Source organism: Lysinibacillus sp. GW823-FHT06C08, assembly GCF_058795135.1.
Map to the genome: position 1 here is coordinate 136,174 of NZ_JBXAHN010000005.1, position 13,834 is coordinate 150,007.

13 protein-coding genes are annotated in these 13,834 nt (G+C 37.9%); 10 read left to right on the forward strand and 3 right to left on the reverse strand.

Annotation, left to right across the window (positions count from 1 at the left end; translation table 11 throughout):
- Positions 1 to 3: 3 nt before the first annotated feature.
- Positions 4 to 996: an LLM class flavin-dependent oxidoreductase gene (locus tag AC1Q6O_RS13695; RefSeq protein WP_008181014.1), complete on the forward strand. Its 993-nt coding sequence runs from the start codon at positions 4 to 6 to the stop codon at positions 994 to 996.
- Positions 997 to 1,387: 391 nt separating this feature from the next.
- Here AC1Q6O_RS13695 and yfkAB read toward each other — a convergent pair whose 3' ends face one another.
- Positions 1,388 to 2,500 carry a radical SAM/CxCxxxxC motif protein YfkAB gene (gene yfkAB / locus AC1Q6O_RS13700; protein ID WP_089986342.1) on the reverse strand — a complete coding sequence of 371 codons (1,113 nt, stop codon included), beginning with the start codon at positions 2,498 to 2,500 and terminating at the stop codon, positions 1,388 to 1,390.
- A 275-nt stretch (positions 2,501 to 2,775) separates the two neighbouring features.
- On the opposite strand from yfkAB, the gene AC1Q6O_RS13705 reads away from it, so the two are divergent.
- Positions 2,776 to 3,477 (forward strand): YjjG family noncanonical pyrimidine nucleotidase, encoded by a 702-nt coding sequence (locus AC1Q6O_RS13705; RefSeq protein WP_008181008.1) that lies wholly within the window; start codon positions 2,776 to 2,778, stop codon positions 3,475 to 3,477.
- A gap of 139 nt (positions 3,478 to 3,616) precedes the next feature.
- Complete coding sequence (locus tag AC1Q6O_RS13710; RefSeq protein WP_036148871.1) at positions 3,617 to 4,252, forward strand: 50S ribosomal protein L25/general stress protein Ctc; 636 nt, start codon at positions 3,617 to 3,619, stop codon at positions 4,250 to 4,252.
- A gap of 84 nt (positions 4,253 to 4,336) precedes the next feature.
- On the opposite strand, the gene AC1Q6O_RS13715 is transcribed toward AC1Q6O_RS13710, so the two are convergent.
- Positions 4,337 to 4,963, reverse strand: coding sequence for a YczE/YyaS/YitT family protein (locus AC1Q6O_RS13715; RefSeq protein WP_008181003.1), 627 nt, complete (start codon positions 4,961 to 4,963; stop codon positions 4,337 to 4,339).
- A 163-nt stretch (positions 4,964 to 5,126) separates the two neighbouring features.
- On the opposite strand from AC1Q6O_RS13715, the gene AC1Q6O_RS13720 reads away from it, so the two are divergent.
- The 7 genes from AC1Q6O_RS13720 to AC1Q6O_RS13750 all read left to right on the forward strand — a co-directional run bounded on the left by AC1Q6O_RS13720 (position 5,127) and on the right by AC1Q6O_RS13750 (position 12,718).
- A complete protein-coding gene (locus AC1Q6O_RS13720) occupies positions 5,127 to 5,549 on the forward strand; it encodes a pyridoxamine 5'-phosphate oxidase family protein (protein WP_008181001.1) in 423 nt (140 codons plus the stop codon).
- Positions 5,550 to 5,644: 95 nt separating this feature from the next.
- Positions 5,645 to 7,390, forward strand: coding sequence for an adenine deaminase (gene ade / locus AC1Q6O_RS13725; RefSeq protein ID WP_492401502.1), 1,746 nt, complete (start codon positions 5,645 to 5,647; stop codon positions 7,388 to 7,390).
- Positions 7,391 to 7,591: 201 nt separating this feature from the next.
- Positions 7,592 to 8,209 (forward strand): DUF2306 domain-containing protein, encoded by a 618-nt coding sequence (locus tag AC1Q6O_RS13730; RefSeq protein WP_043990775.1) that lies wholly within the window; start codon positions 7,592 to 7,594, stop codon positions 8,207 to 8,209.
- A 48-nt stretch (positions 8,210 to 8,257) separates the two neighbouring features.
- Positions 8,258 to 9,655 carry a right-handed parallel beta-helix repeat-containing protein gene (locus AC1Q6O_RS13735; protein WP_492401504.1) on the forward strand — a complete coding sequence of 466 codons (1,398 nt, stop codon included), beginning with the start codon at positions 8,258 to 8,260 and terminating at the stop codon, positions 9,653 to 9,655.
- Between the two features lie 111 nt (positions 9,656 to 9,766).
- Positions 9,767 to 10,867: an alpha/beta hydrolase gene (locus AC1Q6O_RS13740; RefSeq protein WP_492401506.1), complete on the forward strand. Its 1,101-nt coding sequence runs from the start codon at positions 9,767 to 9,769 to the stop codon at positions 10,865 to 10,867.
- A 233-nt stretch (positions 10,868 to 11,100) separates the two neighbouring features.
- The gene (locus tag AC1Q6O_RS13745; protein WP_089986347.1) at positions 11,101 to 11,640 is read left to right on the forward strand and encodes a flavodoxin family protein; all 540 of its coding nucleotides are present in this window, start codon (positions 11,101 to 11,103) and stop codon (positions 11,638 to 11,640) included.
- A gap of 178 nt (positions 11,641 to 11,818) precedes the next feature.
- A complete protein-coding gene (locus AC1Q6O_RS13750; protein ID WP_008180989.1) occupies positions 11,819 to 12,718 on the forward strand; it encodes a LysR family transcriptional regulator in 900 nt (299 codons plus the stop codon).
- 22 nt (positions 12,719 to 12,740) lie between these two features.
- On the opposite strand, the gene AC1Q6O_RS13755 is transcribed toward AC1Q6O_RS13750, so the two are convergent.
- Complete coding sequence (locus tag AC1Q6O_RS13755) at positions 12,741 to 13,769, reverse strand: S-layer homology domain-containing protein (protein WP_089986348.1); 1,029 nt, start codon at positions 13,767 to 13,769, stop codon at positions 12,741 to 12,743.
- Positions 13,770 to 13,834 lie beyond the last annotated feature (65 nt).

The following is a 13,834-nucleotide window of genomic DNA, read 5'->3' on the forward strand; positions in this document are numbered from 1 at the left end:
TGAATGAAGTTAAGTATTTTAGATCAAATGCCTATACCAAAAGGTCATTCGGCAGAGGAAGCCTTCCAACGTACAGAACAACTAGCTTTATTAGGGGAAGAACTCGGTTATCATCGTATGTGGCTAGCTGAACACCATAATAGTCAGTCGCTGGCAAGTTCAGCTCCCGAAGTAACCGCTGCTTTTTTAGCTGCGAAAACGAAGCGACTTCGCATTGGGACGGGTGGCGTCATGATGATGCATTATTCACCATATAAGATTGCAGAGGTTTTTAAAACATTGTCAGGATTAGCACCTCATCGAATTGATTTCGGAGTGGGGAGAGCGCCAGGTGGTGATCATGCCTCTATTTATGCGCTTGCAGAAGGAAGAAGACAACGCTTCACTGAGCAATATGATAAGCTTGAAATTATTTTAAAGCTGATGAATAATCAAAAAACGGGTGAACATGTCTATGATCAAGTCGTTGCGGCACCGGTTCATATTACATTACCTGAGGCGTGGCTACTAGGTTCAAGTGGTCAAAGTGCGATGCAGGCAGGACAGCTAGGTGTTGGTTATTCCTATGCCCAATTTTTCACAGGCAATATGTCGAAGGATATTTTTGATGCCTATAAAGCCTATTTTACGCCTTCTTATTATATGGAAAAACCACAAATCATTGTGACCTATGCGGCGACGGTGGCTCCTACTTTAGAGGAAGCGGAATACTTGGCAAAACCAATCGATATTTCTCGTCTTCAGCTGATGAAGGGGCAAATTATTCAAACTATATCACCCGAAGAAGCAAAGGATTATCCATTAACAGAAATGGATAAAATGACAATCGCCAATAATCGCAAAGCAAATCTTGTCGGCACACCAAAGGATATTGCCGCATTTTTAGTGAAAGAACAAGAACACTATGGCTTTGATGAAGTCATGCTGAACTGTAATCAATATGAATTAGCAAGTCGTTTAAATACCTATAAATTCCTAGCGAAGGAATTATTATAGAACAAAATCACCTCGTTGTTACGCTTCGAGGTGATTTTTATTGGGCTTGACTGCTTTTTACCATACATAAAATAGAAAAACCCGGAAATAAATTTCCGGGTTCGATTACCACTTACATTAAATACTCCATGACACACTGCCTCGCTTCCGCATAGAATCTTAAGATATTCCTAAGAACTGTACTTTACTCAGCTTTGATGGTCCTTTTGAGTTATCGATCAATCGCACTCATCGGGTTAACCCTCCTAGTCATAGGATTTGAAGTGAAATCTTTAATAGTATAGACCACGACATATTTTTTATACATTGTTGAGAAATTTTTTTAAACAATAAAAAAAAACTCCATTTTGATACAGATTCTTCAAAAGGAGTTTCTTTAGTTATAAGTCGCTTAAACGCGGCCAGAGCCACTAACAAACGCTTGATCTTGATAATACATATTTTTTACTAAAACGTTAGGGCCAAGGCATTTAACAGCTGGACAATGACAATTGAGTGATTTAGCCAGATCAGTTGCCATCCATTTATCAAACACAGCTGGAAGCTTGTCATGTACAATGTTACCTAGAGCTGGTGTATCACCGAAATCAGTAACGATGACATCGCCCGTAAAAATGTTGATATTCAAACGTGAACGGCCATCTGGGTCATTACGCATTGTGACATTTTTCGCTGTACGAAGACGTTGAAGTAATCGTCGATCTTCCTCATTCGTACTGCAAGGGTAAAATGGAAGTGTTCCGAATAACATCCATGTATTGTCATCACGAATATCTAGTAGATGATGGATCGCTTCACGTGTTTCCTCTAGTGAAAGGGATGTCAGGGCACTAGCAAAATCTGATGGGTACATAGGATGCACCTCATGACGTGCACATTTCATTTCATGGATGATTTGGTTATGAATATGATCTAAGTATGGTAAAGTTTTTTTGTTTAGCATGGTTTCGGCTGAAACCATGACACCGTGTTCCGCAAGCATTTTTGAGTTATCAATCATACGTTGGAACAGAGCTGCACGTTGGTCATAGGTAGGCTTGCGCTCCATCATGGCAAAGCCTGTTTCAACGAATTCATCGATAGTACCCCAGTTATGTGAAATATGCAAAACATCTAAATACGGGGCAATTAATAAGTATCGTGCCGGCTCCAATGTTAAATTAGAGTTAATTTGTGTGCGTACACCTCGTTCATGAGCATATTTCAAAAGTGGCAACACATAATTTTGTACCGACTTTTTACTCATCATCGGTTCTCCACCTGTAATACTAAGTGTTTTTAAATGAGGTATTTCGTCTAAGCGACGTAAAATTAAATCTATTGGCAATGCCTCAGGGTCTTTATTTTGTAATGTATAGCCGACTGCACAGTGTGCACAACGCATATTACAAAGGTTAGTTGTTGTAAATTCAATATTGGATAGAGTCATTTGTCCATGTTGTTCAACATCTAAATACGCTTCCCATGGATCAAAGATAGGCGTTATTTTTTGTAAGGTCGTCATCTTTCGTACATCTTCCTTTCTAGCATTCTATTGTCTCATATTCATCGATAATTTCAAATATGAAATTACTGAAAGGGCTATTTTAGGATTAGATGAACATTTTTTTACCCAATAAAGGAAAATGCTCGCAAATCCAATAACACTGAAATGGATGAAGATAAAGCGCCTACAAGTCCTACTATTCTGAAAAAGGTGGTTTTACTGTTATTTTTCTAAAAAAACGTTATCATGGATAGAGAAAATAGCACAATGCATCATAGAAAGTAGGTACGGACATGACGAAATATGAAATATTATTATTTGACGTGGATGATACGTTACTAGATTTTGATTTGGCTGAAAATGCTGCACTTGACCGCATGTTTAAAGAAGAAAACATAGTAGTTACTTCCGAGATGATTGCACGTTACAAAGAAATTAATGAGTCGATGTGGCGAGCGTTTGAGCGTGGAGAAGTAACGAAAAATACATTACATAATACCCGTTTTTCGATTGCTTTAAAGGAATTTGGCATAGAAGTTGATGGGACCTATTTTGAATCACTTTTCCAAAAATATTTACGTGAGGCCCACCATTATGTTGAGGGTGCTTATGAGGTAATCGCTCAGCTAGCCAATCATTATCATTTATATGTCGTATCGAATGGGGTAACCGTTACACAAAATAAACGTCTTGTGGATGCGAATTTAGCGCAATATTTTAAAGGCATTTTTATTTCGGAGCAAACAGGCTATCAAAAGCCTATGCCCGACTTTTTCGATTATGTGTTTGAACGAATTGATAATTTTGATAAAGAAAAAGCGTTAATTATTGGCGATTCTTTGACATCCGATATAAAGGGTGGTTTACAGTCCGGTATCGATACTTGTTGGTTTAATATCCGCAATGTTGAAAACACAAGTGGCATTGAACCGCATTATGAAATTAAAAAATTGCAGGACTTACATGACTTACTGAATCAAAAAGTAGCACTATAAGTAATCATCAGGCACCTTCTTTGTTTTTTAGACAGAGAGGTGCTTTCTTTTTGCTCAGTACAGGTCATGCAGGTATAAAAAACCGAGGAAAGGGCAAAACCATTTATGAGACTAGTTTCCATGAAAGGGGAAATATTCGATGAATACGGTTTTAACAGCCAATAAACGCCAAAAAGGACGTCAATCCTCATTAACACAACTTCGACAAAACGGTGCCATCCCAGGTGTTGTCTATGGCTTTCAAATGGAATCAACAGCCATTACATTAGACGCAAGAGTATTTGCTAAATTACTTGCAGCGCATGGTACAAAAAGTGTTTTTCAATTAGATGTTGATGGAAAGCGTATTAATGCTGTTTTATCAGAAGTTCAGCGCTGTGCTTTAAAGGGGAATATTAAACATGTTGATTTTAAATCGATCAATATGTCAGAAGAGCTGGAAGTAGAAATTCCAGTAACCGTAATCGGTGATGCCATCGGAGTAGCAGATGGAGGCTTCCTCTTACAGCCTAATCGTGAGGTTCGTATTAAAGTGAAGCCAACAGAAATTCCCGAAACAATCGAAATCGATGTCACGAATGTAGCAATTGGGACGTCCCTATACGTAGGAGATATACGTCAACAATTTTCATTTGAAATTTTACAAGAAGATGACTATACACTGGTGACGATTACACCGCCATCTGCTGAAAATGTTCAAGAAGACGACACTGTGGACGACACGCCTGAAGTGATTGAAGCGACAGGGCAAAATACGTCTGAGCCAGAAGCATAGCGTGAAACAAGGAGCCATTTCCCAACATGGCTCCTTGTTATTTCCCTAAAAAAAGACAATGCATTCTTTGCATTGTCATAAAGCTTAAATGACGGCGCTTTTCACGCCCGTCCATCTCATAAATAATTTTTCGTTATAAGTTAAGGCAAATTGTACAATTGGTCCAAGTCCAAAGGCCATAATCACCGTACCAATGCCGATAGGACCGCCAAGTAAGAAGCCGAGTACAGCGACCGTAACTTCCATGGTTGTACGGGAACGTGTGACGCTCCAGCCAAGTTTATGAACCATCATTAGCATTAAGGTATCACGAGGACCAATTCCTAAATTAGCCACCATATACATACCGCAGCCCCAGCCTAGTAATACTAACCCTGTTAGGTAAGAAACAAGTTGCATCCAAAAGCCATCGATATCAGGTAGCCAATAATTAAAAATATCAATGAAGATGCCAGCTAAAAACATATCGATAAAAGTTCCTGGCAATGGGAATTTTTTTGTTATTAGCATATCAAACGCTAAAATAGCCAGTCCTAAAATGATGGACCATGAACCGATTGTTAGCCCGAGTGTTTTGGTTAAGCCAATATGTAAAACATCCCAAGAGCCTACGCCAAAAAGCTGCCCTTTAATGGTTAATGTGATGCCAAAAGATAGCACGATAATGCCTGTTATGAAAAATAAACAGCGCGTAAAAAAAGCTTGTTTCATTTTTTAACCCTCATTCATCCGTAAATTCCTGTTGTCCATCCAATTATTATAACAAGAGATTTTCAATTTGTCCGAAGTTTGTCATTTCACATTTTTCAAAAAAAACAGTTTAGCTTTAGGTGGAGAGGGCAAAATATAGGTATAGGAGAAAGGATGGGATGAAATGACTTCTGTACGCGAAGAAATTTTAGAAGTATTGAACCGTGAAAAAATTGGAACAATGGCTACTGTAGAAAACGGGAAACCTTATTCGCGCTATATGACGTTCCAGCATGAGGATTTTGTGTTATATACTGTGACAAATAAGCATTCTGAGAAAATGGAGGAGCTCCGTCAAAATCCATATACCCATATTTTATATGGCTATGAAAATGGAGGCTTTGGTGATTCTTATGTGGAGATAGAGGGCAAGCTCACTGAAGTACACGAAGAAGGAATCAAAAATAAAATTGCAGAAATTTTCACGAGTATTTTTATTGGCAATCAGGATGAAATGGTGACCTTAAAAATTGAACCTATTCGTATGCGTTTGATGAATAAAAAAGGACAACCACCAAAAGAGCTAGAATTTTCGAGCGACCATTAAACTATGGTCGTTTTTTACTGACTTGACGATTAATAGTTGCAATGATAGACAACTTTCAGGCATGATAGTTCTTAAAAGAAAAAGGAGTATAGGCTATGACAACAAAATTACAACAATTAACGCAAAATATTTTATCATCTCAAGGTAAATTAGAGGCAGATTTTATTCTTAAAAATGCACAAGTTGCCGATGTCTTTACATTAACGTGGAAGAAAGCGGACATTGTTGTGAAGAATGGCATGATTGTGGCACTGGATACTAACAACAGATTTCATGCAAAAGTGGTAGAGGATGCAGCGGGGAGCTACGTCATTCCTGGATTAATAGATGGCCATATACATATTGAATCTTCGATGCTAACACCGGGGGAATTCAGTCGTGTCTTAATTCCTCATGGTATTACAACCGTGATTACAGATCCACATGAGATCGCAAACGTAGCAGGAGCAGAAGGAATCCAATTTATGCTGGATGATGCACAAAAAGCTGATATGGATATTTTTGTAATGCTTCCTTCAAGTGTACCAGGGACACAGTTTGAAAACGCTGGCGCAACATTAACAGCCCAAGATTTGGAGCCATTTCTGCACCATGAACAAGTTCTTGGCTTAGCGGAGGTTATGGATTTCCCAGCCGTGTTAAATGGAGAAGAGGGAATGCTTCAAAAAATTTTATTATCAAAGGAAGCAAATCTAGTTATTGATGGGCATTGTGCGGGCTTACAAAGTGAGCAAATTACAGGCTATCGGGCTGCAGGTATTCAGACGGATCATGAATGTGTGACAGCCGAAGAAGCCATTGACCGTGTAGAGCAGGGGATGTATGTCCTTATTCGAGAGGGATCAGCAGCGAAAAATTTACGTGATTTATTACCGGCCGTTCAGCCACACACTGCACGTCGCTTTGGTTTTTGTACGGATGATAAATATGTGGATGAGCTGATTGATGAAGGTAGCATCAATTACGATGTTGCGATGGCAATAGAGGAGGGGATGACACCATTGCAGGCAATCCAGCTAGCAACCGTGAACACAGCAGAATGCTATCGTTTATTTGATCGAGGGGTACTGGCACCAGGCTATAAAGCTGATTTTGTGTGTATAGATGATTTATCGACGATGCAGGCAAAAGCAGTTTGGAAGAATGGTCATAAAGTTGCTGAAAATGGCAACATGCTGACAAATCGTCAGGAGACAATAGTTCCTGCCCATATTCATCACTCTGTTCATTTACCAAGCATCACAAAGGATAGACTACAATTATCATTCACCAAGGGAACGAAGGCGAATGTAATGGAAATTGTACCGAATCAGCTAATTACCAATCATTTAGTCATAGATGTACCTGTGAAAGACGGCGTATTTGTCCCATCGGTAGAGGAAGATTTACTGAAATTAGCGGTTATCGAACGCCATCATCAATTGCATACGACAGGCTTAGGCATAGTGAAGGGATTTGGGTTACAAAAAGGCGCAGTAGCTACTACAGTAGCCCATGATTCACATAATGCTCTTGTTGTAGGCACAAATGATGAGGATATGGTTCTGGCACTTTCCCGCATTCAGGAAATCCAAGGTGGCTTCGTTATTGTAGCAGACGGTGAAATTCTCGCAGAGATGCCTTTAACAATTGGGGGCTTAATGACAGATGTACCAGCACAGCAGGCGAAGGAACAGCTAGCTGGCTTACACGGTGCTTTACAGAAGCTCAACCCAACTTTAGATTTTCATTTTCTACTGACATTCTCTTTTGTAGCATTACCAGTAATTCCTGCTTTAAAATTAACAGATACAGGGTTATTTGATGTAACAACCTTCCAGCATATAGCAGTGGAAGCATAGAAAAAAACGACCTAGTTGCGGAGAGCGATTAGGTCGTTTTTTTGCTTAAAATTGTCTAGTAACAAAGGTGAATGATTAGTATCGGAAGAAGAGTCCTTAATGATAGACTGTTTATAGATACTTTGAGATAGACAGATGTACCATTTTGATCGGACACTAGTGTATCTAAAGGGCACTTTACAAACAGAGAGGAAGCAGGACATGAGAAGTAGAAAAGGCTTAGTCATTAGTTTATCGGTGATAGCTGTAATGTGGATTTTACATACAACATCTAAAAATTTTATGGTCGATCCGACATTTTCGACATTTCTTTCGAACAAGGAAATAGAACTTCCGAATGAAAAATTATGGATTGTCATGATCCAACTACATATCGCTTTAGCCATTATTGCTTTAATTACTGGGCCATTAGGTCTTTCGAGAGCGATGAGAATGAAAAACCCTCATCTACACCGCTGGAATGGTCGAATCTACGTAATGGTGATTGTATTTAATATACTTCCAGGATATTATGTAGCTCTCTACGCAAATGGGGGTATATGGAGTACGATTGGTTTTCTCATTTTAAATACACTCTGGTTGCTTACGACGATAAACGGTTATCGCTTTATAAGAAAAGGACAAGTTCATCGTCATCGGAGCTGGATGCTAAGAAGCTTTTTCTTAACGTTTGCCAATCTAACTATTTACATACTTGTGACGATATTTCAATATGTAGCGGGTCTTTCATATGGATTTTCGTATTCGTTAGGAGCGTGGTTAGCCTTTATGATTAATTTAGTATTGGCAGAGATTGTGATTAGAAAATCGACCATTTAACGTCGTTTCAAAAAAGATTTTAGAAATTATCGTGAAAAGGGAGAATATATGAAAAAATGGATTTTATTTTTTTTGATTATAGCTGCTGTGATGATCGTTTTATCGACGAATGATACAGAAACAAAACAGGATAGGACAATATTTGTAGACAGCAATGGAAATGATTCTAATAATGGTACAAAATTAAGCCCATACCGAACACTAAAAAAGGCAGCATTAGAAGCGGAAGCAGGGACAACTGTATTGATACGGAAAGGCATTTATAAGGAAAAGCTTTCTGTTATACATAGTGGTACAAAATTAAACCCCGTTATTTTCAAGGCGTATGAAAATGAAGAAGTTATTCTTAGTGGAGAGTCGATGGAAAATACTGACGATGATGCAACTCTTGTAACGATAAAGAATAAAAATTACATTACCATTAGTGGATTCACTATCCAGGATTTAACGACGGAACAACAAGATGAAACAGTGATGGGAATCTATGTAACAGGCTCCAGTAGCCATATTACCGTAGCGAATAATCATGTGAAAAGCATAAAAACCTTTGCCGAGGATGGAAATGGCCATGGTATCGCTGTCTATGGAACAGGTTCAATGAGAGATATAAATATTGTAGGTAATACAGTGGAAGATTTAATAGTAGGTGCAAGTGAATCGATGGTCCTGAATGGGAACATTGATGGATTTACAATAGAAAATAATGTAGTTCGTCGAAGCAATAATATCGGAATTGATCTGATTGGGTTTGAAGGAATTTCAAATGATAAAAAATTGGACTATGTACGAAACGGTGTTGTAAAAAATAATCAAGTTTATGAAATTTCCTCCTATGGTAATCCAGCATATGGCGAGAATTATTCTGCTGGGGGGATATATGTCGATGGTGGAAAGAATATAACGATTGAGAACAATACTCTTTATAAGAATGATATCGGAATTGAAGTAACATCTGAACATGCAAATAAGTATGCAGATAATATAAAAGTACTAAATAATACAGTATATAATAATTTTTTCACAGGAATATCGATTGGTGGGTATGATGAAGAAAGAGGAGGGACGAAAAATTCGATTATCTCACACAATATTATTTACCGTAATGATACGATGGAATTAAATGGAGGACAGCTTTTATTACAGTATGATACTCAAAATAATGTAATCGAAAAAAATATACTAACAGCTGGATCATCTCGAATATTTATAGCTAACTATTTTACTAGTAATAAAAATAATAAATTGGCGAGGAATGTGTTTCATCAAGAAAAAGGGGAGGATGGTATTTGGATATGGAAGGATACCGAGTATGATTCGTTTAAAAAGTTTAAAATCGCTTCCAATAGTGATGCGACATCTAGTTATCTAGATCCTCAATATAAAAACATGGACAAATTTGATTTTAGACTTGAAAAAGATTCACCTGCAGAACATATAGTGAAGTAAAAATTACGAAGGCTAAGGCTAAAAAGATGCTTGAGTTGTCAATAAAATCATCTTTGGGTAATTCGTAGATGCTCGTCAAACTTTTTTCACTACTTACGGAGGTTAGTGATTATGAAAATAATGAAGAAAACAGCCAAGTTTGTGGGATTATTGCTAGCTATATTGGTTTTGATCATAGGGTTTGGTTATGCTTTTCTTGAGATCAATCCATTTGGCAATAAACCAGGGAAGCCAGTTGCCGATATTGAACGTAAGGTTGAAATTTGGGGAGAAGAAGTTGCAGGTAATCATTCTGGAAGCAAGCTAGACGATATGAATATTAAAGGCAATCCTAATAGACTGCTGGCTACATTTAAATTTATCGGCAATATTGTAGGAGAAGACTATCAAAATAATGAGGCTGCCATTGATACGTTTACATATGTCCATGAAATAGAGGGAGGCTATGAAAAGTCTACCTATGAGGATGAGCCATATTTGATTCCATATACGGTGTCAAACAGTGATAGTGCGGTCATTGTGATTCCAGGTGGTGGCTATGGCTTTAAGGAAATGGATGGCGGCACTACTGAAGGAAAAGATATCGCTGAATCATTAAATAAGGCAGGTATCAACGCGTTCGTTCTACACTATCGTTCCAATCCCTATGAATGGCCCATTCCCCAATTAGATGTGCAGCGTGCTGTCCGTTATCTACGTTATCATGCAAATGATTATGGTATACATCCTAATAAAATTGGATTGATAGGCTTTAGTGCAGGTGGTTTTCAAACAGGAAGTTTTATTAATCTCATTCAGGGAGAAAAACGGCTTCCAAAAAATTATCAGCTTGATGCTATCGATGCAGTTGATGACCAAGTAGCATCTGCAGCTATGATTTACCCTGCATTGACGTACCGCTATAATATCCCAATGCTCTTTGCATCTTTTGATGATAAAGTGGTTAGAGATCCAGAAGAACGAGAAGAGCTTTTGCTTAAGACTGATTTATCCAAGCATTTCAGAACGGCTCATATCCCTCAATTTATTGCTTATGGAACAAAGGATTCAGCAGTTGGGGTAAAAGGACCTCAGGAATATATTCAGTCCGCACGAAATGCAGATGCGGATGTCACTGTGATTGTAGCAGAAGGTCAGAATCATGGCTTTAAGCAGCAATACTATATGCGTGAGTATCTTGAATGGGTAAAGAAAATTTTTGATTCTGTATAATGTGGAGGTCTAATCATGAAGAATCATTCAAGAGGATAGCCATTTATCCCATTAAAAAAATCCTTTTTCTGAAATTTTTCATGATGTATTTCCCATGCTAGTCACTTCTCTATAATCGATTTTTTCGATTCATTTTATGGAAATAATCATCTTTATCGATTTGTGAAATCATAATAAGATATAACTATTCGGGAATAATACTAGAAAACTTTAAGGAAGAAGGGATCACCAACATGTCAATAGCCGTTATTTATGGTGGAAATCGTCCGAATGGCAATGCAGAAACGTTAACAAAATTAGTCACTCAAGATTTAAAAGTTGAAGAAATTTATCTAAAGGATTATTCAATTCTACCTATAATAGATAAACGCCATACAGAGGAGGGTTTTTCTACAGTCAATGATGATTATAATTCCATCATTGAACGTATACTTCCGCATGATATTCTACTATTTTCTACACCTATTTATTGGTATAGCATGACAGGGCCGATGAAAAACTTTATTGATCGTTGGTCACAAACTTTAAGAGATTCAAATTACCCCAATTTCAAGGACAATATGTCTTCTAAAAAAGCGTATGTCATTGCAGTTGGTGGTGATATGCCCTATATAAAAGGGCTACCAATGATCCAGCAGTTTCAACACATCTTTGACTTTATGGGGACATCATTTGAAGGATATATTTTAGGAGAAGGAAATAAACCAGGAGATATAGTTCAAGATTTAAAAGCGATGTCAGCAGCCGAATGTCTTAGAAAAGAACTGCAATAGCATGAGATTAAAAAAGGATTTGGACGATAAAGTTTCCAAATCCTTTTCTGTTTAATGGACCTCGTTTGGTTGAAAAGTTATTCATTTTTGCTAAGCTAGTGTAAACTGGATTTACTATCGATAAATGTGAATGATTCATAAAAATATATCGAAAAAGTTGTTTAAGAGGGGTGCGGAAATGGATATAAAGCAGCTTCAAACATTTTTAACAGCAGCAGACACATTAAGCTTTACACAAACGGCACAGCGCCTAGACTACGCTCAATCAAGTATTACTGCGCAAATTAAAACATTGGAACAAGAGTTAGGGGTTATACTTTTTGAGAGGCTTGGGAAGCGGATCATTTTAACAGAGGAAGGCAAGCGTTTCCAACAATATGCTGAAAAAATGTTAGAGCTAGATCGTGAAATGAAAAAGGCGATGTCCAATGAACAAGAACAAGTAGTGTTAAAAGTAGGGGCACAGGAAAGTCAATGTGTTTATCGACTTCCAAGCATTTTGCAGCAATTTCAACAGGCGCATCCCCATGTGAAAATTATATTTAAGCCTGTGCATACGACTGACATTGCCAAGGAGTTATTGCAATCAGGTAAGTTAGATGTGGCCTTTATTACAGATACATATCAGGAAACAGCGATGCTACATCGAGAACGTTTACTCGAAGAACAGCTTATTTTTGTGAGTGCCTCGAAAGCTAGAAGAGAGCCTCTCGTCGCTTCTCATCTTTCAACAGAAACCATGCTACTAACGGAAACGGGGTGCTCCTATCGCAATCATTTAGAAGCACAGCTACAGCAGGAAAATATTTTGCCTCTACAAATGATAGAGTTTGCGAGCATAGAAGCGATTAAGCAATGTGTGATGGCTGGTTTAGGTATTACATTTTTACCGAGAATGGTCGTAGAAAAGGAATTAGCAAATGGACAATTAGAGGAAATTCACTCGACAATCAACTTAGCACCAATCTTTACAGACATTGCTTGGCATAAAGATAAACATATGCAGCCTTGCCTTCTAGATTTTATTGCCATAGCCAAGGAGCAATATAAAATTTTTGGTGCTCAAAAAAGAGCCTGAACGAATCAGACTCTTTTGTGTACTATTGTTGTTTTAGTGTACCAGAATAATTGGTGCCTTCACTACGCTCTGCACGGCAATCCACTTCTGTAACTTTCAGCGCATTATTTGTTAATCGCTCTAGCTCAACGACACAACGATTGCCGTTAGAGGACTTATTCATTAATGCCTTATTCGAACTTGTTATCGTGGCAGTTCCGTTGACTTTCCCTGTAGCTGTCCCATCATTCGCAGTTAAAGCAATGGAAAAGCTATTGCTTGTGGCGTTTGAAATGATAGCATCTCGACGGTTAAAGTCATTTGTTCCTTTACCCCATTTATAATAATACGTATAAACCCCTTCCCAAGCACTCTTGCTAGGTGTAGTTTGTTGCATTGATTTATCGAGCTGATTTTGGGCATTTTTAGCACGAGTGTTTAACGATAATTTGTTGGCATTGTCTTGAATGGCTTGTGCATCCCCTGAAATTTCATAAAAATTTCGTTCATCCATGCGATACAGCATTGTCACAACCTGTGCTCGTGTCATATTGTTGGTCACACCATAAAACTTTTGTAAATTACGGTCTTCATACTGTGGATTTTGCCCAGAAGAAATATAGTAATCAAGTAAAAATTGAATAGATGAATCTAATCCTTTTTTTCCACTGGCTAAATGAGTAATAGCCTGTGCCACGACACCACGCTTCACGGTAGCAGCTCGTAGCCGATTATCGAAATAGCCGTTTAAAGGGACACCATAGCTAGCAAGCTGGTTATAAAATTCATCCGACCAGATGGCAGAAGGGGTCTGTTTTTTTAATTCATCGATGGGAGATTCAAGCTCGTAAAAGATAGCTAAAAGTTTAGCTAATTGCTGTTCGGTAATAGTAGCATTCGGTTTAAATGTACCATCAGCAAAACCATTCACAATATCATATTCTTCTGCCCATAAGATAGCTTCATAGGCATAATGATCCTCTGACACATCTTTAAAACCAGCAGCTTGTACATTGCTTGCACTGCCTACGATAAGAATGGAAAATAATAATATACCTATTAATTTTTTCATTTGTCATCTTCATCCTTTCCTGCTCGATATGTTAATAGTTTGCAGGAAATGGATAAAAACTGCAA